The following is a 26476-nucleotide window of genomic DNA, read 5'->3' as shown; positions in this document are numbered from 1 at the left end:
AAGCGTTGTGCCGCCAATTGAAACTAAAATTTCTTTGCACTATAGAAGATTTGTTTAAAGCACAGAATATGCACCTTCTTCTTGTCTTTGAAATATGGTATTTACTTAGTGCGTTTTTCAAACACAATAACAAAAAACTATGTGACACAAAAAAGGGGGCTCTTTTAAAGGCCTCTGATATATAAAACTTCTATACTTCCTGAGATACGATCACCTTAACCATCGGTGGTAAATACATGTATTTGATTGTCTTGTTATTCATTGTTTTTAACCAAAAAGTTAATACTATATATTCTTTATCCAGTCATCCATTGCTGTTTCGTTTGTCAGTATCAGTAGTTTACGTTTAAGCCTTGCGCGCGAGGTATGCACACTCTTAACGTCAATATTCAGCATCCGGGCTATTTCGCGGACGGTCATATTGAGTTTAACCATCATACAAAGGCGTTCTTCGCCGGGGGTAATGGTAGGAAGCAGTTCGCGCAAGCAGGAAATAAAACGGGGATGCTCCCGAGAGAAAGTGGTATAGAAATCGCCTTCGGTATCGGGAGTGAACATTTTGGGGAAAAGAAAAGGGTCCACCATATTTTGCCGGCGTATATATTCCTCCACTTTTTGTAGCCGGCAGTTCATTTCATGTAATTCTTCTTGTATTGATTTAGTTGTCTCGCACATGTATTTGTTACTTTTATGGCGAAACTAAGGAATATAATCAGAAAAGTATAGAAAAGCGACTGTACAATTCTCTGTACAATTTGCACGACAGAATCATAATCTATTAAATATCAGCAGATTAAATAAACAACTGTTATAGGGGCGGTTCGCGAACCGTCCGAAGAATCACAAAGACACAGAGAAAGAATAAAAGCTCTGTGTCTTTGTGACTCTGTGTTCATTAATTCTTTTTATTCGCCTCGCTTATAAATCATTCTTTTTATGTAAGTTTGTGACTGAATAAGGATTTCATGCATGTATAAACAATTATATTACCAAGTAGGCGATCATACATTTTGTATTTCAGCACCGGATTGCGTAAACATAACCGAATTACTTCCCTCCTTTCAACCTTTTGCACGACAAGATGGCGAGGAGCTTTTTACGCTATCCCTATCAGAGTTGCCCCTGCCCCAACTGCATAATGCTACGGAACTAACCAGTTTTGAGTGGGAAGGTGCCGAATGTATTATAAACTCAACAAGTAGCGAATACGAAATTAACATCTACCCCAATGGCGACCGGGCATTGCAACGAAAGATGCACATCAACAAAGAAATGAACCGCGCCACAGTAGAGTTTCTGCATACACCGACAGATAGTTTTGCTATAAATAACTTCCTGATGATGGCCTATGCATTTGCAACAGCCGCGCACGGTACATTGATGTTCCATGCCTCGGTCATACGCCATCAGGGACGGGGATATCTGTTCCTCGGCAAAAGCGGTACAGGTAAAAGCACACACAGCAGGTTGTGGCTGAAACATATCGAAGGCGCCGAATTACTGAATGATGACAACCCGATTGTACGCCATTTCCCGGATGGACGGACCATTGTATACGGTTCGCCGTGGAGTGGCAAGACACCCTGCTACCGGAACGAGGAAGTGCCCCTAGGTGCATTTGTCCGCTTGCATCAGGCACCGGAAAACAAAATAACCAGGGAAAGGTCTGCACGGGCCTTTGCATCTCTGCTTCCATCGTGTTCTTGTTTGCGGCAGGATGAAGAACAATATAATCACATCTGCAATACCATCACAGCCATTGCAACAACCGTACCCGTATACGATCTGGAATGCCGGCCGGATGAAGAAGCCGTCAGGATGTCCTACACAGCAGTAACCCAAGCGTAAACGCCGCCCATACATGGAAGTAACCCGAACAAAAGCCATAGCAAACGAAGTACTACTGCAAGAAACAGGCTTACTGATTGCAGAAGGACATACAGTGACTCACCTGGTAAGGGGCAACAGCATGAACCCGTTTATGGTGGACCGCCGCGACAAAGTAATACTTTCGCCTTTCACAACCAACGAACTGTTGCCGGGTGCAGTGGTATTGGCGCGGGATGATACAGATAGACTGGTATTGCACCGCATCATCCGTCGCCGGGGAACCGGCCTCACGCTTATGGGCGACGGGAATATTGCAGGTACCGAAGAAACATCCACCGACCGGGTGCTGGGATTGGTAACGACAGTCATCCGCAAAGAAAAGCCATATCGTTGCACAGGCCGGACATGGCGCACGTATTCCTATATATGGACGAAACTGTTGCCAGCACGCAGATACCTGCTAGGAATATGGAGAAGGATATAACCCGGCAGCTAGAATTTAAAATCATAATACAGAAAATATATGAAAATAAAACCAGGATTCAACCTTCGTCAGGTAGGCGATGAATATATCATAGTAGCATCCGGAGTTGAGAACGTCGACTTCACCCGTATCATCAGCCTCAACGAGTCGGCCGCCTTCCTGTGGAAAGAGGTAGCCGACAGGGAGTTTACCGAAGAAGAACTCACCAAGTTGCTTCTGGACCAATACGAAACAGACGAAGAAACAGTACGGAATGACGTGAACGTATTGACGCAAGCCTGGCTCGATGCCGGAATCGTTGAGCGATAACATACCGCAGCGAAGTGAATTAAATCCAGAATACAGATCTATGTTATTAAACCAATTCTTCGGACTACTACGCTCCGGTTTGTGGGAAAAACCCGCAGATGTTTCTTTATTCGACAAGGCAGAAACAAACTGGCAGGCGATATACCAACTGGCACAACGACAGGCGCTACTTGGCGTGGTATTCGACGGAATAGAAACACTTCCCGCGGAACTGCGTCCGCCACGCCCGCTTTATATGCAATGGTGTGCCCGGGTAGCCCAGATAGAAACCACCAACGAACACCTGAACAGTGTAGCCGCAGAACTTTTTACCCAATATAAAGAAGCCGGCCTTCACCCGGTACTGTTGAAGGGGCAAGGTATTGCCACCTATTATCCCAATCCGAAGCACCGGCAATGCGGAGACATTGATGTGTATATCGGAAAAGAACAGTACGACCAGGCCAAGCAACTCATGCTGGCATTGGGAGGCACGCCCGGCCATGAAGAGTCCATCAAACATATGGACTTTGAGTATAAAAACGTTCAGATAGAAATACACCGCATTGCAGCCATGCTTTATAACCCGGCGGCCAATCGTAGGTTTAATCGTTTTGTTGGGAAATGGCTGTGTTATGAATCACTTGAGCCAAGTCTGGCTAAGATAAGTGGAAGCGACATCCCCATCCCCGCTCCTACTTTCGATACCGTCTACCTGTTTATACATGCTTTCAACCATTTCTTAGGTAGTGGAATAGGGTTACGACAGTTGTGCGACTGGGTCCGGTTAATGAAAACAGAAGCCAACGAGATTGACCACGCAGAAGTAACCGCGCAACTATCTGTTATGAAACTGCTGAAAGCCGCCGGAGACTTTGCCTACATTGCAACAACCTATTTGGGGTTAGCCCCGGTTTATATCCCCTTCCCCGTAAAAAACAAGAAAGAAGATGGAGAACGACTACTTGCCGACATCCTGATGGCGGGTAACTTCGGACAGCATGATGGCCGGATAAAGCCACGCCCCAAAGGGTACTGGGCAGGGAAATGGCATACCTTTACACGAGCAGTCCGGAGATGCAACGAGCTCAGGCAATATGCACCTTCCGAGGCATTCTGGCACCCGATCTTCCTGATCAGGAATTCTTCGGCAGCCCAATGGACGATTCTGAAGAAGAAAATAAAACGATAACACCACAGCCTATGCCACGCCTCTCTTCATACCTACATATCAGTTCATTACGACGCCAGTTTAAATGGCTCTGGCAAGTCTCCGCAGGACAACGAAAGCGGATAGCTATTACCTGTCTCACCGGTATTGCAGGGGTAGCATTCTCGCTGGCTTTTATCTGGACCTCAAAACAGGTCATAGATATAGCCACAGGTACCACAGAAGGCAGTTTATGGGAGATGGGAGTGGTGACTGTTATACTACTCATTCTGCAACTATCGTGCAACGTACTGGAATCCTGGCTCAATAGCCGCATGCAGGTAGAAGGGGGAAATACCCTGCGCCGCCGACTGTTTGCCCGGTTGCTCCAAAGCCGTTGGAATGAGTTGGAACGGTTTCACACCGGCGATGTTATTAACCGGGTGGAGCAAGACACCAATGCCATTATCAGTTTACTAACGGGAACCGTCCCGGCATTCATCACCACAGGCATTCAGTTGCTAGCCTCTTTCATTTTCTTCTGTATGCTTGATAAGGCATTGCCGTGGTTGCTGATAGGCATCCTCCCGATATTCTTGTTAGCCAGCCGTTTCTACATTCGCCGGATGCGCAAATACACCCGCGAGATACGCCATAGCGACAGTCGTATACAGTCCGTTATTCAAGAGAGCCTGCAACACCGCACGGTAATCAAAACCCTTGAACAGGGCGACCGCCATCTGGAAAAACTGGACGACCTGCAACGGACGCTACGCACGCAAGTATTCGACCGGACCAAATTCTCTCTGTTCTCCCGCAGCATGGTAGCCCTGGCATTTTCGGGTGGTTACCTTATCGCTTTCCTTTGGGGGGCCGTACGGTTAAGCGTTGGCAGTATGACTTTCGGTACGATGACTGCCTTTCTGCAACTCGTTAGCAAACTCCAACGTCCGGCGCTTGATGTAGTCAGAATGATTCCGGCCTTTATCAATGCGCTCACCGCCATCGAACGGCTAATGGAACTGGAAGCCCTCCCCGCCGAAGAAATGGGCGATAGAATCCGGTTCGAGGAGACTCCGGAGCTTACGCTTCAGGATATTACTTTCCGGTATAAACCAGAGGATAAGCCGATATTCGAGCACTTCTCGCTGGATTTTCCGGCAGGCAGCCAGACCGCCATTATGGGCGAGACGGGAAAAGGAAAGACGACATTGATCCGGCTTCTGCTCGCGCTAGCCACTCCGCAAGAGGGAAGCATCCGGCTGAGAAACAGCAGTATGGAAGCAGAGATTTCCCCACTCACCCGCTGCAACTTTATTTATGTACCCCAGGGAAATACGCTGTTTAGCGGTACCATTCGCGATAATCTACTTATGGGAAACCCCGAAGCTACGGAAGAGGAAATGAAAGAAGCCCTGCACACAGCCGTTGCCGACTACGTGTTCAGTCTGCCCGATGGCATGGATACCATTCTGAATGAGCTAGGCGGAGGGCTGTCCGAAGGGCAGGCACAACGCATCTCCATCGCACGGGCACTCTTACGCCCGGGTAGTATATTGTTATTTGACGAAGCAACCTCAGCACTCGATCCCGAAACCGAAAAGCTATTGGTAGAGAACCTGAGATCATACGGACAAGGTAAAACTGTAATCTTTGTCACCCACCACCCTGCACTGGCCGAAGCCTGCGAACGAACGTACTATTTGTAATGAACAATACCGCCTACTCTTCTGTTATCTATATAAAATTATGACTATGGATAAGAAACAAGTTACAGTAGCAGAAGGCAGTAAGCAAGCGCCGGAGAAATACTACATTCAAATTACTGAAGACGGACCATATTTGGTGTATGGTAGCCCGACAATCGACCAGGAAATTATTGCACCCAACGAAGAAGGTTCCTCATGGGAATATCGCAAAGGGTTGAAATTCGACAGCTCATCGGCATGCGTTGCATTATGCCGCTGCGGACATTCCAAGAACAAGCCATTTTGCGATGGAGCACATAAACATGTGCAGTGGGACCCACGCGAAACAAGTTCCATGCGTCCGATACTGGAAGATGCCGAGGCATTCGAAGGCCCATCTATGGTATTGCTCGACAATGAAAAATATTGCGCATTCGCCCGTTTCTGCGATGCGTATGGTCGTATATGGAACATCGTACAACGCGCACGTACGGAAGAAGAGAAAGAATTACTCCGTCATGAAGCCGGACATTGTCCCGCAGGTCGCCTGGTGCTTTATGATAAAGAAAAGAAGGAAGTCTACGAACCTCCATTCGAACCATCCATCAGCGTATTGGAAGATCCGGGCATTAAAGTCAGCGGACCGCTTTGGGTGAAAGGCGGCATACGCATTGAAAGTGCTAACGGCAAAAGTTACGAAACTAGAAATCGTGTGACGCTGTGCCGTTGCGGAGCATCAGACAACAAACCATTCTGCAATGGAGCACATGCCTCTATGAAGTTTCAGGACGGGTTGCCATTAGCCGAAGAAAAGAATAAAGAATAAGCATTTGTACTCAGATGTTTTATCAGGGAACCGCGCATCAAGTTGCTGTTATAAGCAATAAGATACGCGGTTTTTCTGAATATAGGAAGCTAGTTTAATTTTTAGAGTTGCTTTATTGCAATTCTCATATCCTCATCTTTTTTCAGATCAATTTCCATGGTCTGGGACTGATAAGAGATAAAGTCTACGGAAATAAGATGCTTCCCCTTTGTTAGTTGCGGAATGTTGAAGTTTCCGGATAAGTCGGAATAATACTTCTTGCCATCTACCGTAATACTGGCACCGGATAATACTTCATTGTCATTCGGATCATACACCGTACCGCTCAGTTGGTAAACAGCGGAAGTGTTTTCTGTTGAGGCTTTAGACGAGTTCTCTTTATCGTTGTTATTGGTAGCATTAAGACTACAGAAAACAACAAAGGTCAGAGCAAACAATAATGCAATCTTTTTCATATTCTTTTAAATTAATGTGTGGTTTGTTTTTCTATACTGCAAATATCGGATCTTGATATTACAATGTAAGTACAGTGATTTTACATCCTTGTAAACTAATAGGGTTTCTCTGAGATAAGGTGTCCGTCTTCGTCCCACATCTTCCATACGCCTATACGCTTGCCTTTGTTGTAGTGCATTTCGTACAGTTTCACCCCTTTTTCACTCCAGATAATCCATTCACCGTCTTTTTTGTCATTCTCGTATTCGGCATGCGAAAGCATCATTCCACTTTCGGAATACGTGCGCCAAGTTCCGTGAAAGAGCCCGCCTTTGTAGGAACGTATTTCCTGTATTTTTCCGGTGGGGAAGTAAATGACGTAGGTTCCTTCGGGTTTTCCCTTACGGATAAAGATTTCCATTTTCAGGGTTCCGTTGGGATAATACTCTTTATAATCTCCGGTATAGATTTCCTTCTGTTGCTTATCGGCATAGTATAGTCCATCTATATAATATACCTTGGTGTTTTCCTGCGCAAATACAAACAGCGTAACAAGTCCCAGCAAAAGGAATATGATTTGTTTCTTTAATTTCATTGGTTTTGAGTTTAGTTCTGTTCAATTAGAATTACTTAAAGATGTCCCAGCGAAGGCCAATTTGCCCGCGGACACCATACCACTCCACGTTGGTGAGCCGGCGACTATCACCCATATATTGCTTCAGGGGTTCATCTGTGAGATTATTGACTTCGGCAAATACTTTCAAGCCTTTGGCCATGTCGAAGGTTGCGGAAGCATCGAGGGTAAAGTTCTTATCCGTCCAGGTGTAAAAGTCGGGACCGAGTTGTTGATTAATGGTATTAATGGATTTGCCGCGATAGTTACCCGCCAACCGTACCATGAGGCGGTCTTTTTCGTAGAAGAGAATGATGTTGGCCATGTGTTTGGACTGGTCGGGCAAGCTGCTTTTGTCATTAACAATCGTAGCCGACGCCCCACTACCCACCTGGCGGGGAACTTTCACTTCACTATCTATAAAGGTGTAGTTCACCTCTACTCCAAAGCCACTCAGGAAACCCGGAAGAAAATCGAAACGTTTATTGATTCCGGCTTCAAGTCCAAAGAGGCGGGCGCTTTTCAGGTTCTTGGATTGTGTCAGTACATAGTCTTTGCCTCCTTCGGTATAATAGCTGATATCCTTAAAGATCACATCCTGAATGTCTTTATAGAAGAATCCACCGGAAATAAGACCGACATTATCAAAATAATATTCACCCATCAGGTCGAAGTTATTGGCGAAGGTAGGTTTCAGGTCCTGGTTTCCTTTACTGAGGACGATAGGGTTCTGCGTCTGGTCTATGGATTGTCCGGGAGTCATGTCACCAAAGTTTGGACGGACAAAAGTGCGGGTATAAGCAGCACGTAGATTTGTTTTGTCGTTCAATTCGTATTTCAGATGTACCATCGGTAAGAATGCATTGTAATTGTTGGTTAGTTTCACCGGGGTGATCTCCGTTGTACCTGAAACAACGGCCTGCGAACCTTTCAATGTGGTTTTGGTGTATTCGTTACGGAATCCCCCGACAAGCCGCAGGCGGCTGGTTAGTTCAAACTCTCCCATAACATAGGCGGCAATCACATTCTCGTCTGCTTTATATAGATTGGTTTCGTTGGCAGCAGAGGTATAGTCTTTGAAGCCATTTGTTTCAAGGAACTCAGAAGAGTAAAGATTGAATAACTGATCCTTGGTCAGTGGGTCCATGATATACTGATCGTACTGCCCCTTCATCTCTGTAAAATAACCGTGCCCCATAGGGAAACTCTCGGTTTGCATGCTACCTAAAGTAACCAGATCGGGAGAACCCGGAATGCCCAGAGCCGCACCGGGAAGATATACAAAATTGGACCCGAAGGCACTTCTTCTTGCCTTTGTACGGTATTTACCACCGGCTTTCAGTTTGATTTTAGAAGTAGGCTCCACCTTTACATTCAGTTGGAAGGTGCGGTCATGTTCTTTGGTATCGAGTTGGGAAATGACGAGTTGTCGCAAGGTTAATTTATCAGCATCCATCACCTCGGTCGGGTCCTGTAATCCGGCATTGAATTCAAGTGGGTTTCCTCCTACTCCGTTGGGAGAATCGAATCCCCAGTAACGCAGTCCGTCACTGGAAAGATTATTAAATCCTCCTTTTATAGATTGGCGGAAGGTGGCGATAGGCAGCCCTTTCCGGTCGGAACCTTTGGGGGTATCGAGGAAATAGTCCGAAGTATAATCGCTTACCGACCAATCTACATTGACCATAGAAGATAGCTGGTGCTCACCACCCAATTCTCCACCACTGAGCACGGTCTGGTAGTGCGAATACCGGTAGTTATACTGATAGCATGACTTATTGTAATCAACGTAGGATTCATACACGGGACGGATGTCATTAAACTTATCGTACAGTCCGCGGAAGGTAACTTTATGATTGTTGTTGAATTTATATTCCAACCCCAGATTTACGCCATAGGTCTGGCGTTTACCCATATAGCGTTTCAGCATCACGGTGTTGATGGAATTTCGTTGATCCGGGTCTTCGAGTGCGGTATTGTATTTCACGTCGTAACTATCCGAACCCCACTGCCTGTCCCAAATGGCACCGACGAGGATGATGCCTAGTTTATCATTGAAAAAGCGGTCACCATAGACGATAGAGCCGTTATAAGTTCCGTTTTCCGAAAAGGCATTATATCCTCCTGCCAGACTGACACCTAGCTTGCGGCTCATCGGGGCGGTACGGGTAATGAAGTTCACAGAACCACCAATGGCATCGCCTTCCCAGTCGGGCGTCAGTGCTTTGGCCACCTGTACATACTGGATGAGTTCGGAAGGAACGGCATCGAGCACCGAAGAACGGTTTCCCATCACATTGGAACTGGGTAGCCGGCTTCCATTGAACAGTGTAGACGTCCAGGCAAAAGGTGTACCGCGAACGGTGGCCTGATCAGCCTCGCCGTGATAACGGGCTACGGCAACACCCTGTATGCGCTGTACAGCCTCAGCAGCATTCCGGTCGGGAAGCTTTCCGACGGCATCGGAAGCAACGATGTCGAGTAGCGCCATAGAGGTCTTTTTAATGTTATAGGCTTTGGCCTGCGATGGCGCCATTGTACCACTGACCACCACCTCGCCGAGCATCAGCTCGTCTGTTTGCAGGGAAATAATGCCGAGGTCGTTGATGCCTTTTTGTAGTTTTATGTCGACCATCTTGTCCTGGTATCCGATGTAAGATATTCTCAGGGTTTGGGTACCTTCTGCTTTGGTTTGAATGGAGAAGTTCCCATCCAGGTCGGTTGCGGTTCCTTGTTTTAGTGTTTCCAGATAAACGGTTACGCCGGGCAGGGGGCCGTCTTCGCATATAACGGTTCCTTTAATCATCTGTGCATTGGCAGCCCCGGCAAGAAGGCACAAGGGTAGCAGGAGAAGTCGGACGGACCTCTCAAACAGGTTAAATCGTTTCATGTATCGGGTAAGTTTATTTAGTGAATTTCCGTATCAGGAACGCTCGTTCGCCGGCACCGACGCCGAGTTCTTTTTCCATGAAGTTCTCTACGCTTCCATAGCTCTCTTTTATGGCGGCAAAGAAGTTTTGAAGGAGTTCGGGACGAAGTTTCATGCGTTCCGTAATTTCTTCTTCGGACAGGCCGGACAGTTCGATCATGGACTTATACATATTTTTATTGGCGGGAGCCAGGTAGATATTGGACGCCACGTAATCGGCTTCGATAATATCCATAGGTACTTGTAAGGTGTAGAGGATCAAAGCAGTAGCCATGCCTGTACGGTCGCGCCCACCGGTGCAGTGATACATCAGCGCATCCGAATCGGACAGGGATAACAATTTCTGAAACATCGGTTTGTAACGGCTACCGTAATGTTGCATGCTGGGTGCTCCATACATGGAGAGTAGGAAGTTCTCATCTTTAAGCATTTCTGCCAGGTCTTTTGTACTTGGAAGATTATCGCTTCCGGCAGGGCAAAGAGTGTAGTCTGTACCCGGCAACAAGCGGTCGGGCGCCATAGCCGATTCTTTCTTTCCGCGGAAATCAATTACCGTATAAATGCGTCGTTCCGCTAGCTTTTCCATATCTCGATCTGTCAGCCGACTGATATCTGCTGCACGGTAAATACGGTTCTTGATTACCTCTCTGCCGTCTTTGGTTTTATATCCGCCGATATCCCGGAAGTTCACTGCGCCTTCCATTTTTACGACTCTCGACAAACTGTCTGCAACCTGCGCGTTTACACCCAGTGGCAGTAGGATTAAACAAACAATGATTAGTTTTTTTAGCTTTTGCATATTCAAATGATTTAATTTTCACTGTGATCTTTCAGCCGCAAAATAAAGCAATATGCATTACAGTCGAATTGCACGCGAATGATGTTTTGATTACGCAAAGAAGACAATGGTGTGACACTTCACACTGAGTCCAACGCAAACACCTCAAAAGCTCAACGCAAACGCCTCAAAAGTCCAACGGAAAAAGATTTTTGCGTTGGACTTTTGAGGTGTTTGCGTTGGACTTTTGCACAAGAAGTCCAACGCAAAAAAGAAAAAGCGTTGATGTTTTAGAAAGGATACGTCCCTGCTCGCGCCCCTTTCGTAATACCGTCTATGGCATAATTATCTCTTATCGCACCTGTATTGCGATTAATCACCCGGCCTGTTTCCCAATAGAAAGGAACCAACCCATGATTCTTAGCTTCGCGTGTTACAGTTTCGTCATAATGGCTGCGCGACTTATCATGGGCTTCCTGAAGATCACCCAATCCGGTGTGATGCGTAATAGCGCCATACTCACCCAGAATAACAGGAATACCTTTATCTACAAACTGAGTCTTCATCCGGGTAAACAAGGACTTCATCTCAGCCTCATCGCCAAACGTAGCGTTGCGGTCCGAACCATCCACTTTATAATCTCCCCAGAAATAAGCCATTCTGCCCCAGGTTTCATCTTGCTCCATTCCGCAGAACGTCCAGGGGTTGTAATAATGTACCTCTACCATCAAACGGTTGGCTACAACGTCGGTCGGCATAGTACCAAACAGATTGTTTGTTTTTTCGATATCCGTACTGGGTCCCTGAACGATCAGGTTACGCACAGCATTATTTCCTCCCGTGGCACGTACGGCATCAATAAATGTTTGTTCATAAGTTCGCAATACCGCCATCTGCTCGGCATTTTCCACATTCGGTTCATTACAGCCGGCAAAAAGTAAGTGCTCATCGTAATAGTTTAACCTGCCGGCAATCTGTGTCCACAATGCCGCTTGTTTCTTGTTGTTCTCCACTTGTTTGTCGGGCGTACAGTTTTCTTCCAGCCAACCGCCATCCCAGTGAATATTGACAATGGCATACATATCGTTGGCAACACAATAGCCCACTACTTCGTTTACACGATCCAACCAGCTGGCTTTCACCTTATAAGTTGCTGCATCTTCAATATACTGATCCCATGCACATGGAATACGGATGGCATTGAAGCCAAGCGCTTTTATACTCTTGATATAATCCTCAGTAACCTTAGGATTGCCCCAACCCGTTTCGCCGCCCATAGCTTCGAGCGTATTTCCAACATTCCAGCCGGCGTAGATTTTAGCAGCCAAAGTCAAAGCATCACTATCCATTCCGATGTTCGGAAGATTCAGGGCGAGCTGGTTGATGGTTACGGTTTCCGTCAAATCGCCCACAGTGAAGCTGATACTTCCCGAACGGGCTTCGCCATAATTAGCAGCCACTTTGAAGGTCAGCGTTTGCTCCTGCATGGCACGAGTGTCAACTCTGGTTATCCAGTTGTTGTTGCTGGTAACGGTAACCTGTCCGTTCGTTGTCAGTTTCACCTGGATGTTGGCACCTTCGCCGGATACATCATTAAATGTCTTTTGTTCCACAATTAAACCATCCATAGCCGATTGTTTCACACGAACGGTTTCTGTTATATCGCCGGCTTTCACAGTCAGCGTAGTCGAACGTTCGTTCGTATCCGTACTTGGATCTACCGTAACGGTAAATTTATACATGGTTGCCGACTCGGAAGTAGCTGGCACCACGTGGCACCAGCTTTCATTATCACTTGTTACACCCAATGCTACATTGGATTTAATATAAAGTATATCCGTTCCTCCTGTTTTAGGAAAGCTCATCTCCGGATTGGCAATGGTGATTGCCGGAGTCGCCGGATCATCATCGTCCGAACAGGCTGTTGTGGTTGTCAGGCAAAGAAGCGACAAGGCCGCCAGCACCAGACGGTTTTTAAATAGCTTAATCATATCTTTCATCATGTCTTTTTATTAATTACTACCATCGGTAAAGATCGTATAAGTCATTTCGAGCTTGCTACTGAAATTAAAAGCCGGATCGGACGACACATTTTGCAGGTCGCTGAAAGGACTATTCAACACATTACCATCAACTGCACCCTTACCCCAGATATTAAACAATTCGATACGGTAGTTGCCGTTGTTTTCAATATCTCCATAGAAGAAGTAATTAGCGTTGAAAGTAATGGCATTACCGTCACACTTCATCTCATCAATACGTACGGAAGCGTTAGGGAACTTCGTTAACAAAGTCTGAAAATCAAGGGTGAACACCATCGCTGCGTTGCACGCACCTTCATACGTAAAGGTATGCTGACCAGCCAGTTCAGCAGGTGCTATCCGGCTAACAACTTCTCCCCAGGTACCATTCCAGTCGGCACCCACGCAAAGCAATGATACCGGAATCTTAGCATCGGCTTCGGCCTTACGCTCACTATAATAATTGACAGAGTAAGCATAATCATCATTATTAGGAAGAGCAATTTGCAGACCGTCGCTTGTCAGAGACAGAATGTTCAGTTTACCGCTCTTCACAGCTACCCAGGTATTAGCACAAAGCACATTGATATCAATATCAATTACCTTATTCACTTCGTCGATAATATATGTGCCGGTTTCGTCGGTGGCTGCTCCATCGTCCGTCAGGCGGTGAATGTTTACGGTTCCGTTTTCAAGGAACTCCATATAGCCGTAGTCAACACCGTAGGTATAACCAATCCAGCCATTACCCGTACCCATTTCCCAATGAATCTGCTGTTCGATATTAGGCTGGCCGTTAGATACCGTAGCCCAGTTGTCCGTATATCCCCATTGGGTGAATGGTCCTTCGAATACATGTTGCTCACCATCCTGACCATTATCAATATACCACTTTCCATAAAGCAACGAACGGTCGAACCGCACATTCTTTGCTGTAGAAACAGCACGTACAGCCATTGCCTGATATACTGCTGCGGTAGTTTTAGTATCAACACCCGCATTGAATTGATAGCTGATAGCAAACTGTGGGTTCGATGGATTTATCGCACCGGTCAGATAATACCCCTCAGTACCTTCATTGGTCACATCGTTACCAATGCGCGATCCGGCAGCAGGCAGGAAGATGGAGTTACCGTTAGGGCCGGTAAGTTTGTATCCCGTCACGCCATCCATTTCAATCCATTCCTTTGTACAGAGCGAGAAGAGTTCCTCAAAGTCGGCTACCGTAGGCATTGTGGCGCGACCCTGAAAAGCCTGGAAAGCCAGGTCGGAAGCGGTACGGTAAACATCGGCCGAGGCATAATCTTCCGGATTGATACTGTTATTGCAGCCGGTAAGATCGCCAAAGCCGAAAAGACCACCCAGGCCAGTCTCGTTTTTAGCACCTACATTGAAGCGCGCCCACTTAACTGATAGCCCCAGGTCAACAAGGTCATTATCAAGATCGAAGTCGTATGTACCGGTAGTAAAGTTCTTCACATCGCCATAAAGTACGCCATTGCCCAGATCCAGGTAAGCGGCATAATAATACTGTGTATTGGGTAGCAAACCGGCACGTTCAAGTGTAAAGTCACCGGATAAGTTTGAACTCTTAACGATTAAACCATCACGAACACTTTCTACATCGGCCGAAGTAGAGATCACGATACCACATGTGGCATCAGCCGGATAGTCGGCCAATGTCCCGCCAAGTGTTGCAGAAGCATAATCTACTCCTGTTGCCGGCTTAGTAGTTACCTTGGCATTGGTCGTAACCAGACTCTTGACTTCTCCTTTATAGTACACCTTGCTTTGCAAACATACAAATGCCTGATAGTAAAGGGTAGAATTATTTTGCAAACTGGTAAGCGTTGCAGAGAATGCACCGTCATCAAATGTAGCCGTTACACTCTCGGCCAGATTTTCTTGCGTTGAACCATAAAAGAAACCCACGGCATAAGCACCGGAAGCCATGTTGCCCAAATCGGCTACAGTTCCATGCAGAACAGCCGTAGTAGCCGTAACATCCGACGGGCCTGTGACTACAGACGAATCATTGAGGATAGGTGTAGTAGCAATCGCATAGTCGTTATCGTCGTCGCATGAGGCTAATGAAAGCCCCATGATGAGTGATATAATTCCTAAATATATTTTTGTTTTCATATACTATATTCTTTAAGGTGATTATTCAATGGTCATTGAAGTGACTTCAACCGTAACTGCCGAAGGATCGAGCACACCGTCAAGCAAAGGAGCCGAAACCAAACCATCAATCTGTACGGCGATGGTTAAACAACTTGGTGCAGTAGCAAAATTCGCGGTAGCACCTGTAGTATTAGTAAACGTCACGGTGGTTTCACCACTCTTATTCAGGCTCACAGCCGCAGCATCGGTAAAACAAGCCGGTTCCCAAAGACCATCACCTATATTATGACAGATTGCCGCTTTAGGGTCTGCACCGTCATTCCATGTTATTCCATTAACATTAAACTTGACAGTCAACTTCTGTTCTTTTCTCAATTTCACCTTAGAGATATCAATAGGCCAATCTTTATCACCCCACGGATTATACATTTCAATCCGGAAGAACTTACTTGCCTCCACATAGCAATTCAGCTTTTCATTATTTACCGCAATCACCGTAGGTCCGGATTCGGACGTAATCGGTTTAATCGTCAGATTGGCACACAGATAACGGTTCACCGTACCTGCTCCATCTGTTCCGGCCGGAATACCCAATACCACCTGACTATCATCCGGCGAACAAGCCATCACGGTAAATTCCTTGCCGCGGATGTCAACAGTCGTAAAATCATTGGATGCAGTGAGCAAAGAAATCTCATCGGCAAATACCAGTTTATTGCCCACGATGGTAAACGTGGTAGCTGTACCTCCATCAACAGTTTCCAATTCGCAGGAATACGTTCCGGCAGTACCTGTTGTAGAAAGATTCATCGAGAAGTCACCGGCATCGGCAAATGCGGGAGTCCAGTTGGCAGTGTAATCTCCGGCACCTTCGAAACCATTCGATTCCCATGCGCCTGTTGCACCGTTCCACCACATCCAATCGTAAGGAGCATCTTCATTTAGAAGGAATGTAGTAGCCGTAGCAATATATGTGGCATTCGGACCGGCAATGGTAAAGAGCGATTCACTCAGATTTGCGTACTCGGGTTCCTGCACCGGAACAGTTGGAAGCAAGCCCGGGTCATCGGTAGGTATCAAAGAAGGGTCTTGTTGAGCTTCTTCGGAAATGAAATTCCAAACCAACCACCAGGGACCTTCACTGTTGGTACGCATGGTAGCAATCTGAAGCAGATAAGGAGTCAGTTCGATGATTTTCAGATTGATCGTATAATTATCGCAAACTTCATCGAAAGCTGCGTTATGCAAAGAGTAACAACCATCAAATGTTATTGTAGGACGTTTAGGGTCCGAGAGGTTCAAATTGAACTTTCCGTTCATCCGGGTACCGCCACTCGCATCGTTGCGGAATACTTCGGCTGTACATCCATTGGCAGCATCGAGGCCGAAGGTCATATACGAACTCATGTAAGGATCATCGGCCGGAATCAACCAGGATTGGAAACCGGGGTCCCAGTTGGGTGACCAGTTATCGCCACCAAACACCAGATCGGAAATATTTGAGCCATCATTCTTCACATCGGTCGGACTCATATACATCACCGGGCCGGTACATTTACCAATACCGTAATTGCCGTCCATCGGTATCCATTTGCGTGTTTTGCCTACACCACCGGCAAGATTACTCCAGATCTCATTGCTGAGCATATTGAAGTTGTTCGAGGACACCGTAAACTTATACGCCGGACCATAAACCGGACCAGCCTGGGTCATCACACCAAAAGTCACTTCATAATCGCCTGCAAAAGGCAACTCAATGGTCATTGTAGCATCCTGTGAACGTCCTTGTGGGGTTTCCCAAAGAGGAGTCACACCCTCTGTTATAAGCGATTGAAGATGTATGGTATTAGGGTCTTCAGCGTCAGGAGTAACCTTGAAAGCTATGCCTTGCACCAAGTCGTCAGATACATAGGTCTTTGCACCCAAATCATGATCCTCGGGTGTGCAAGCAGAGAAAAGAATGACTGCGCTTGCAATAAATGAATATATATAAGATTTTAATTTCATAATCTTTTCAGCATTAATTGTTATACGATTACCAACCGGCATTTTGCTTCAGTGTACCATTAGCCAGCGTTATCTGGTTGTAAGGAATCTGACTAAGCCCTTTCGTAGCACGAACACGCTCAGCAGCTATCCTTATCACATCCGGATTACCACCGCTATGAACTGAGGCCTCGAGTGCCAGTTTTCCGGCAGCATAGTCTACTCCCTGACGAAGTAAATCCCAATAGTTGATGCTTTCGAACGCAAACTCCAAACGGCGTTCCTGCATAATATTTTCTTTCGTAGCATTAAGCTGTGAGTAGCCGGAAGAGAGCGTAGTTCCCGAAGTATAAGCACGTTTGCGAACTTCATCGAAGTAAGTTTGTGCCTTAGGACTACCCAATTCGGCTGCCATTAGCAACACATCAGCATAACGGATAATCACATAATCCTGGTGATTGGCTATCTGGAAATCGCCCGAACCATCTTCTTTTGATGCGGAGGTTCCATCGGCAAAGCACAACGGAGCATATTTCTTCACGGCATAACCCGTGTATTCGCGTTGGTCTTTGTAGCTGGCTTCGTAATCGGACAATGAAGTAATACCTTCGCCTGCCAGGTCAATAACAGAAGCACTGAGACGCGTATCTCCATTCTTATATTCATCTACAAATGCAGGGTTAACAGTCAGTCCGCCCCAACCTTTTCCATAAGGAGCAGCATTGAGCGAACGCATACCCACCATCACCTGCCAACGATTACCATCGTTGTTTCCGTTATAATCTTGTGAGCTGGTAAACTTCATGGCAAGAACTGTTTCACTATTACCATCGCCGGCGTAGGTTCCATAGAGTTTCTCCATATCACCGATTTCGGCAACACCACCCGAAGCGGCAGGCCACAAGTTCTTAAACTCGCTTATCAGACTGTATTCGCTGGAAGAGATGACATCTTCTACGGCAGCCAAAGCCTCTGCTTTCGTAGCACCTGCGGGTTCTGTTCCGTAATAACCTGTATAATAAAGGTACGCACGCGCGAAAAGAGCCTCAGCAGCATACTTTGTAATGTGTCCGTCATTGCTCGCCGCATTTGCTTTAGGATAAGCATCGGCAGGAATGTTCTCCATAGCATATTTCAAATCGGCGAAGATTAGTGCAAACACCTCCGATGCGTCTACTTGCGGACGGTTCTCATTCACCGGTTCGTCAAACAATGGGATGTTGCCCCACAAGCGAACCATATCAAAATAAAGCAGTGCACGGATAGCGCGACATTCGCCCATATAGGTTCCGCGCTTGCTGTTGGTTTCTTTCCACTCAATCTGCTCTTCGCGGGAGATCAATTCATTGCAACGGTAAACACCTGCGTAGTAGTTCTTCCAATCGCTTTCGTATAAGTTAAGATCGGCGGGCGATTGTGAGATATCGAAGCGGTCAATCGCCTGATACCCCCGTCCGTCGCCATTGCCGGTTGCACCGAAGCATTCGTAACTCATGGTTTCAGAACCCAGGTAAAAGCCTGTTCCCATAGCCGAAGAGGTTTGGCGCCATCCGTCATAACAACCAATCAAAGCACGCCACACATCACTCTCGTTCTTATAAGAAGTACCTGTAGTAGACTCTGTTTTGGAACTTACATCCAGAAAGCTGTCCGTGCAGGAAGTTATACCCAGCGTCAAGCAAAGGGCACCTGCTACTAATATATTGTATTTTATCTTATTCATTTTTATATTGTTTTACTAAGTAAAAATCGGCTGCGACATCTTGTCGCTTAAAACTTAAGATTCACACCAAAAAGGACAGTACGTGGACGGGGGTAGTAACCCACATCAATACCCGAAGCCCAACCTTGTCCATTGTCACCCTCCGGACCGTAGCCGATTTCGGGGTCCATGCCATCATACTTGGTAAACGTAAATGCATTTTGCACCTGAGCATACACACGAGCCTGACTGAATATTTTGGTTTTAATTAATCTGGAGAAATCGTAACCAATAGTGATATTACTGATACGCAGATAGTCGGCATCCTGCACATAAAGATCCGAGAATTGCCAGTTGATATTCTGGTCTGTTACACGAGGCATCTTGTTGCTTGTTCCTTCGCCTGTCCAACGATCAAGAATGGCAGTGGTATAATTAGCATACTTATTGGTATGTCCGCGATAGGATTGTACAATCTGTTGACCTGCCGCACCATTTGCCAGAACAGAGAAATCGAAACCTTTGTAGTTGAAACCAATGTTGAACCCGAAAGTAAAGTCGGGCATACCATTGCCCAAGTTCACCTTGTCGTTATCGTCGATTACACCATCTTGATTTACGTCAACGAATTTCACATCACCGGGCTGTACATCGCTTTGGAGTACGCCGTTACCGGCAGAAATCCAATTGGTTATTTCCTTTGTATTCTGGAAGATGCCCGCTGTTTTGTATCCCCAGAAGTATCCGATAGGCTTGCCATTCTCTGCCCGATAAAACTCAGGTGTATTATCATATAGCTGGTTGGTTGATCCATGAATAATACCATCTTCCGTTGGGATGTTTCCTACCTTATTCTTATTATAAGCACCATTCAGTCCGATATTATAGCTAAAATCCTTACCAATCCAATCGTTCCAGGTCAGTGCCAGTTCAACACCGGTATTCTTCACGCTACCACCATTTATATAAGGTGCTCCCGCACCAACTGTAGCCAGGATAGGTGCTTGTACTAGCCAGTCTTTGGTTTCTTTGATGTAGAAATCGAAATTCGCACCCAAACGACCGTTGAGGAAGCGGGCATCTATACCGATGTTGGTTTGTTCGGAGGTTTCCCACGTTACATTTTCGTTGGCTAGGCGGCTTGGATATGCCCCCCAATTGCTTGCCAGCTGACTGGCTGCATCGGCATCTCCATAGCCACTACCAAACAGATAGTGTGTATTTGTACTTTTCATCGGAGCCAGATATTGATAAGGATCAATACTTTGATTACCCACCTGTCCCCAACTGATACGAAGTTTCAGGAAGTCGAGCCACGCTTGTGTCTTTTCCATAAACTTTTCGTTGGTAATCGTCCAACCGGCTGAAATGGATGGGAAGTAACCGAAACGATTGCCACTGGCAAAACGGGAAGAACCATCGGCACGCAATGTTGCATTCACCATATACGTTTCTTTCCAGTTCCAACCTAAACGGCCGAAGTAAGAAACACTCCGGCTTTCATCGTGCGGATTGCCGTTTGCACTTAAACCTTCGGTGCTGGAAGAGGCTGTACCATTATTAATGTATGCATATTCCCAGCTGTCAAAGCCTTCTTTCAATCCACCATTGCCGGCTCCCAGGTAAGTACCTTCGTAGCGGTAAGCCTCCATACCCAACAAGGCATTGAAAGCATGGTCTTTCATGGTCCAGTCGTAAGATGCTGTGTTGGTCCAGGTCATGCCCAGCCCGTGGTTCATATTCTGAGATACACTTGTACGTGTATCGTTATAGGTGTAAACACTGAAACGATAAAGCGGAGTGAAACTACGGTATTCGCTTGAGTTATAAACCGCGCCAAATACGGTGCGTAGTTTAAGGTTTTTAACCGGTTCAATCTCAGCATACAGGTTGCCTGTGAATGTAGCCGCTTTGTTTTCGTTGTTGGTGTTGGTCATCATCTGGCCGTAAGGGTTGCCGTCACCATTATACCAATCGCTGTTGGTTGTATCGTTGTATGGGGAATCGTAAACATTATTGTCGCTATAGATAGGAGCAATAGGCGATGTCCCGAAAGCGCTTCTCAACGTATTGTTATATTGATTACCCACACTGATACCGTTGTTCTTCTTATAAACGAAGCTCACTTGTTCGCCTACTTTCAGAAAGTTGTTGAATAGTTTATGTTCGGAATTGACACGGAAGTTATAGCGTTCATAGTTAGAGACATCAGAGCCACCTACGATACCTTCCTGATTTATATAGCCTAACGAGATGGCATAAGTAGAAGTAGCCGACCCACCGGTAATACCCAGCGTATAGCTCTCTGTCGTAGCGTTATCTTCGAACATGGCATCCACCCAGTCGGTGTTGTAAACATCACCGTTGGCATCATAAATAGATTTGTAACTGCCCCAGTTGTAAGCTGCATTACCACTATTCAACGCTTGTTCGTCCATGATCGTCATGTACTGTTGTGCATTGAGCATTTTTGCTTTACGGGCTACATTCTGCACTCCATAATAAGCATCGAAGCTGACTTGTGCTTTACCTTCTTTACCGCTTTTTGTGGTAATAAGCACTACCCCATTGGCAGCCTGCGCACCATAGATCGCAGCCGAAGCCGCATCTTTCAATACGTCGATACTCTCAATATCGGCAGGGTTCAATGTAGAGATATCACCACCCACACCATCAATGAGATAGAGCGGACTGGCATTTCCTACCGTTCCCAAACCACGAATGCTCACTTTCATTCCACTACCGGGCTGACCGGAAGTAGAGGCAATGCTTACCCCGGGAGTCTGTCCCTGCATAGCCTGCAAAGGGTTTGTTGTATTCAGTTTGGCTATGTTATCACCTTTCACCTGAACTGTAGCACCGGTTACCAGCTTCTTTTTCTGTACACCGTAGCCCACTACCACCACTTCATCAAGAACTTCGCTATCTTCTGCCAGGCGTACATTTAATGTAGTCTGGTTTGTAATAGCAATTTCTTGTGGTTTATATCCGATGTACGAAAAGACGATGGTCTGTCCGTTAGATGCATTTATCGAATAATTGCCATCAAAGTCGGTGATTGTTCCGATGGTGGTTCCTTTTACCAGGACACTAACACCAATCAACGGTTCACCATCCGCTGCCGAAGTTACAATACCCGATATGGATTTGTCTTGAGAGGGGTTTGCCCTTAATGCAATAGCCGGTAACAGCAAAAGCACGAGCAATGACATACTGCATAAACGATAGCTTATGCATTTTCTAGAAAGTGTCTTTCCCATTGTACGTAATTTAAAGGTTTATATATTAGTTTGTTTTGGCCTTAATAACCATAAGCAAAAGTAGAGATAATCTATAAGTCGGTTATCTAAAAATGTTATACGGAGTAGATGTATCGGTTATCATTTGCCGGGAAATGTTATCAATAGGGGTGTTAAATGTTAAGGGCGTTGATAATCCCGTTTTTTTTTACGAATATTGTACTCGTTAATCACCAATATCTATACTCATGAAACATTTCATACTGATGCTGATATGCATCTGTAAGCTTACATATTTATTCGCTACCGACAATATTAGCTTTAAACATCTGGGTATTAAAGAGGGATTATCGCACAGTCAGGTAAACCACATATTCAAAGACTCGCGTGGCTTTATATGGATCTCAACCGCTTCGGGCCTCAACAGATATGATGGCTACAACTTTAAAGTCTTTAAGCGAGATAACCAATCGTCCAGCTCATTGATAGACAATTTTGTTGATAACGTACAGGAAGATGCCGGCGGTGGACTCTGGATACATGCCAGAGCGTTAACCTACACGTACTACGACCCGCAGAAAGAAACATTTCAACCCGCAGAAGAACGACTTTCTTCTATTTACGGCATAAAACACGGACCCCATCTTATTTATATAGATAAAAAGAAAAACATCTGGTGTCATACCAATGCTGTAGGTACGTATCAATACAACGTAGCCACCCGGAAACTACTATTTTACCCGGTAGACGAAGCCAATGGACTTTCCAATCAAAACGTGCGTTGCATTACGGAAGATAGAAACGGCATTATTTATCTGTATGAAAGTGGGCTGATCGAATACCTTGACCCCAACTCCAACCAGGTATCGCATCGCAACCGGGATCTATTGAAGAATCCCGGAAAGCTGTTTCCCGAATATTCGATGTTCGTCGATGCCCAGGGCGACTATTGGGTGTATGCCAAGGATCAGGCCGGGCTATGGATATACTATACCCAAGAAAACAGATGGGAACATTGCAGTACACAATATGATTCGCATTATGTGTTATCTCATGATATTGTTTGCGACGTTAAGCAAGACAATAAGGGGCAAATATGGATAGCTACCGACCACGGAGGAGTCAATATCATTAATAAAGAGTTGCACACCATCAGTCACATTGTCAATGACCCGCTTGATTGCAGAAGCCTTCAACACAACAGCATTATTTGTTTATATTGCGATGAGAATGGCGATACGTGGGTGGGCACATATAAAAGAGGCATATCTTTTTATAGCGAGAGTATCTTTAAATTCAAATCCGACCTGCTACCGGACTTCGGACACATTAAGAACTTTACCGCCGATGTGAATGTCATTGTACAAGACAAACTGGGCAATCTGTGGTTCGGAACCAACAGCAGCGGCATTTTATGTCTGAACCGGGAAACCGGAAAACAGAAAATCTATCAACATAGTTCCAATAAGAACTCATTATCCTACAACACCATCGTATCTATGCTGGCTACCAAAGATGGAAAGATATGGGCAGGGACATTTAAAGGTGGACTGAATGTGATTGATGGAGATAACATCATCAATTACCAACACAATCCCAATAACCCGAATTCACTCTCCAACAACCACGTTTGGGCGCTGGCCGAAGGAGATAATGGGCATATATGGATAGGTACATTAGGAAAGGGACTGCAAAAGTTAGATCCACAAACCGGCGTGTTTACATCTTATGCAGAGCCGGATACCGAATTTGCAACGGACAATATCTCATCCATCTGCATCGGCAAGGACAAAAAGCTATATATGAGTACCGCTACGGGGCTTACTGTTTTTACTCCAACCACCGGAAAGTTCGAGAAATGGCAAGGGAATAAAAAGGGAACCACGTCATTTTCTAACCTGAATATAAACCAGATATACGAAGACAGCCGGGGGTTATTATGGCTGGCAACACAGGAGGGGATCAACGTTTACGACAGGAAAAAAGATGAAATCGTTACCTTCCATAATGAATCTGGCCTCAGCAACAAAGTGACCTATGCTATTGTGGAGGACAACAATAAAAACATATGGATTACTACTCCGAAAGAGATCGTCAATATTGTTGTCAATGTAGATCCTAAAAACGGTATATATACGTATACGCCTTATCATTATGACGAGCTTGACGGCTTACAGGAGCAGGAGTTTAACCTGCGCTCGATTATCAAAACCTTCCGTGGCGAAATCATAGCCGGGGGGCTTCATGGGCTTAGTTCTTTCAACCCGGAAAGCCTGAAGTACAACGACAATGTGCCCAGAGTTACATTTACCGGTCTTCAATTATTCAATGAAGATGTAAAGATCGATTCGGTATATAATGGCAACCGCATCCTGACGAAAGCCATAAATCAAACCGATAAGATTGCACTTGAATACAAGCAGAATGTATTTTCCATTTCTTTCTCTTCTATGAATTATATATTGCCTGAGAAGACAACGTATCAATATATGCTGGAGGGATTCAATACGAACTGGCTTACGGCTGATGCCAACAAGGTGACCTATACCAACCTCACTCCAGGCAAATATACACTCAAAGTAAAAGCTACAAATAGCGATGGATTCAGCAACGACGAGGCTTCCGAGCTACAGATCGTCATTCGCCCGCCATTCTGGTCTTCTCCGTGGGCGTATGTCATCTATTTCCTCATCATTATAGGTATATTGTTCATTGCCCGGTGGCAGCTTTTGCGCAGTGAGCGGAGTAAGTTCCAGTTGGTACAGATTGAACAGGAGGCCCAGCAGAAGCATGAAATTGATGATATGAAGTTGCGGTTCTTCACCAACATCAGCCATGAGTTGCGCACTCCGCTTACATTAATAATCTCTCCGCTAGAGAATGTTATAAAGTCTATCGGCGACAAAGAGCAGAAGCATAAACTGGAAATGGTGCATCGTAATGCCATCCGGCTACTGAATATGGTAAACCAACTGCTCGACTTCCGTAAGAGTGATGTCAAAGGGCATCAGCTAAACCCATCGCAAGGAGATATAGTAGAGTTTGTACATAACATCAGCAACTCGTTTATCGAGTTCTCGGAGAAAAAGAATGTGCATTTAACTTTCTTCTCCGGAATCAAAGAGTTATCTATCGTATTCGACGAAGATAAGATGGGGAAAATCATTATGAATCTGCTTTCCAATGCCTTTAAGTTTACGAATGCAGGCGGACGGGTGGATGTGTATATGAGTTTGCATCCCGCTACGGATGACCAACCGGAACAACTGGAAATTAAGATTTCCGATACGGGAATCGGCATTAAAGACGAAGATAAGGAACGGATCTTCGAACGGTTCTATCAGGTGCAGCACAGTGACAGTGGCAAGTCGGGCGGAAGCGGCGTAGGGCTTCATTTGGTCAAGGAATTTGTTACGTTACACGATGGTACAGTAAAAGTGGTCGATAATATTGGCCACGGTAGTGTTTTCATCGTTACGCTGCCGATCAGGAGCCTCACCCCGGCCCTATCCAGAGGAGAGGGCTGGGGTGAGGCTTCGGGTGAGGCTCCTCTTATCTTGATTGTAGACGACAGCGATGACTTCCGCCTTTTCATGAAAGACAGTCTGAAAGCCGATTATCAGATAAAAGAGGCCACGGATGGCGCAAAGGCCTGGGAGCTTATTCCTACGTTGCAACCGGATATTATCGTCAGCGATGTAATGATGCCCGAAATTGATGGTATTGAGCTTTGCAAGTTGGTAAAAACAGATATCCGGACCTCACACATTCCGCTTATCCTACTCACCGCCCGCTCTGCCGAAGAACAGAAGCTGGAAGGGTTGGAAAGCGGTGCCGACGATTATATCACCAAACCGTTCAACTTTGAGATCCTTTCCTTACGCATCAAGAAGCTATTGCAACTCCGGCAGAAACGGCAGGAGAACTTTAGCGGAAAGATGGAGGTAAACCCCAGCGAAATAACCATCACTTCGTTGGACGAGAAGCTGATACAAAAAGCGATTCAGTATGTAGAAGATAACATTGCCCGTTGCGAACTTTCGGTCGAGGAACTAAGCCGTGAGTTGGGAATGAGCCGCGTACATTTATATAAGAAACTGCTTTCCATCACCGGAAAGTCGCCCATTGAGTTTATACGTGTTATCCGGCTGAAAAGGGCTGCACAGCTTTTACGCCAGAGCCAGCAGAATGTTTCTGAGATTGCTTATCAGGTAGGTTTCAACAGTCCGAAATACTTTAGTAAATACTTCAAGGAGGAATTTGGGGTGCTTCCGTCGGCATATCAGGATAAAGAAAAGATATGATTTAAAAAGGCGTCTTTCCTTTTATTTAACACCAGTATTTTTGCAGGCAGACTGACAATGTATACTAAACGCTCAAAAA

17 protein-coding genes are annotated in these 26476 nt (G+C 45.7%); 7 read left to right on the top strand and 10 right to left on the bottom strand.

All coding sequences use genetic code 11. The features are described 5' to 3' along the window. Window positions 1–285 precede the first annotated feature (285 nt). Window positions 286–675, bottom strand: coding sequence for a sigma-70 family RNA polymerase sigma factor (locus D0T87_RS17435; RefSeq protein WP_163176404.1), 390 nt, complete (start codon window positions 673–675; stop codon window positions 286–288). 294 nt (window positions 676–969) lie between these two features. Here D0T87_RS17435 and D0T87_RS17430 point away from each other — a divergent pair, with 294 nt between their 5' ends. Genes D0T87_RS17430 through D0T87_RS17405 form a run of 6 tightly spaced genes read left to right on the top strand, consistent with a single transcriptional unit; the run spans window position 970 to window position 6266 of the window. Further along, entirely contained in the window at window positions 970–1848 is an 879-nt protein-coding gene (locus tag D0T87_RS17430; protein WP_163176403.1) for a hypothetical protein, read from the top strand. A gap of 13 nt (window positions 1849–1861) precedes the next feature. Further along, on the top strand, window positions 1862–2314 hold the full coding sequence (locus tag D0T87_RS17425; protein ID WP_163176402.1) for a S24/S26 family peptidase: 453 nt from the start codon (window positions 1862–1864) through the stop codon (window positions 2312–2314). Between the two features lie 39 nt (window positions 2315–2353). Beyond that, window positions 2354–2623, top strand: a complete 270-nt coding sequence (locus D0T87_RS17420) for a PqqD family protein (RefSeq protein ID WP_163176401.1) — start codon at window positions 2354–2356, stop codon at window positions 2621–2623. Window positions 2624–2663: 40 nt separating this feature from the next. After that, window positions 2664–3794: a nucleotidyltransferase family protein gene (locus D0T87_RS17415; RefSeq protein ID WP_163176400.1), complete on the top strand. Its 1131-nt coding sequence runs from the start codon at window positions 2664–2666 to the stop codon at window positions 3792–3794. Next, the gene (locus D0T87_RS17410) at window positions 3761–5461 is read left to right on the top strand and encodes an ABC transporter ATP-binding protein (protein WP_370526898.1); all 1701 of its coding nucleotides are present in this window, start codon (window positions 3761–3763) and stop codon (window positions 5459–5461) included. The genes D0T87_RS17415 and D0T87_RS17410 overlap by 34 nt, the downstream gene beginning before the upstream one ends. Before the next feature lie 46 nt (window positions 5462–5507). After that, complete coding sequence (locus D0T87_RS17405; protein WP_370526897.1) at window positions 5508–6266, top strand: CDGSH iron-sulfur domain-containing protein; 759 nt, start codon at window positions 5508–5510, stop codon at window positions 6264–6266. A 101-nt stretch (window positions 6267–6367) separates the two neighbouring features. Here the strand turns inward: D0T87_RS17405 and D0T87_RS17400 are convergent, their stop codons facing one another. From D0T87_RS17400 to D0T87_RS17360, 9 genes are all read right to left on the bottom strand, one after another. Then, window positions 6368–6721, bottom strand: a complete 354-nt coding sequence (locus D0T87_RS17400) for a carboxypeptidase-like regulatory domain-containing protein (protein ID WP_163176398.1) — start codon at window positions 6719–6721, stop codon at window positions 6368–6370. A 95-nt stretch (window positions 6722–6816) separates the two neighbouring features. Next, window positions 6817–7296, bottom strand: coding sequence for a toxin-antitoxin system YwqK family antitoxin (locus tag D0T87_RS17395; protein WP_163176397.1), 480 nt, complete (start codon window positions 7294–7296; stop codon window positions 6817–6819). A gap of 31 nt (window positions 7297–7327) precedes the next feature. After that, a complete protein-coding gene (locus D0T87_RS17390; protein WP_163176396.1) occupies window positions 7328–10204 on the bottom strand; it encodes a TonB-dependent receptor in 2877 nt (958 codons plus the stop codon). A gap of 13 nt (window positions 10205–10217) precedes the next feature. Next, a complete protein-coding gene (locus tag D0T87_RS17385; RefSeq protein WP_163176395.1) occupies window positions 10218–11042 on the bottom strand; it encodes a tyrosine-protein phosphatase in 825 nt (274 codons plus the stop codon). 269 nt (window positions 11043–11311) lie between these two features. Then, window positions 11312–13024, bottom strand: a complete 1713-nt coding sequence (locus tag D0T87_RS17380) for a cellulase family glycosylhydrolase (protein ID WP_163176394.1) — start codon at window positions 13022–13024, stop codon at window positions 11312–11314. Window positions 13025–13033: 9 nt separating this feature from the next. Next, on the bottom strand, window positions 13034–15184 hold the full coding sequence (locus D0T87_RS17375) for a hypothetical protein (protein ID WP_239063745.1): 2151 nt from the start codon (window positions 15182–15184) through the stop codon (window positions 13034–13036). Window positions 15185–15205: 21 nt separating this feature from the next. Then, window positions 15206–17173 (bottom strand): hypothetical protein, encoded by a 1968-nt coding sequence (locus D0T87_RS17370; protein WP_163176393.1) that lies wholly within the window; start codon window positions 17171–17173, stop codon window positions 15206–15208. Between the two features lie 28 nt (window positions 17174–17201). Then, window positions 17202–18875, bottom strand: a complete 1674-nt coding sequence (locus D0T87_RS17365) for a RagB/SusD family nutrient uptake outer membrane protein (protein ID WP_203558722.1) — start codon at window positions 18873–18875, stop codon at window positions 17202–17204. Window positions 18876–18922: 47 nt separating this feature from the next. Then, a complete protein-coding gene (locus D0T87_RS17360) occupies window positions 18923–22114 on the bottom strand; it encodes a TonB-dependent receptor (RefSeq protein ID WP_163176392.1) in 3192 nt (1063 codons plus the stop codon). A 227-nt stretch (window positions 22115–22341) separates the two neighbouring features. On the opposite strand from D0T87_RS17360, the gene D0T87_RS17355 reads away from it, so the two are divergent. After that, complete coding sequence (locus tag D0T87_RS17355) at window positions 22342–26397, top strand: hybrid sensor histidine kinase/response regulator transcription factor (RefSeq protein ID WP_163176391.1); 4056 nt, start codon at window positions 22342–22344, stop codon at window positions 26395–26397. Window positions 26398–26476 lie beyond the last annotated feature (79 nt).

The sequence above is a fragment of the Bacteroides sp. 51 genome (genome assembly GCF_010500965.1).
Lineage (GTDB): Bacteria > Bacteroidota > Bacteroidia > Bacteroidales > Bacteroidaceae > Bacteroides.
The sequence above is the reverse complement of the archived record's forward strand: the minus strand, read 5'-3'. Positions and strand labels throughout refer to the sequence as shown.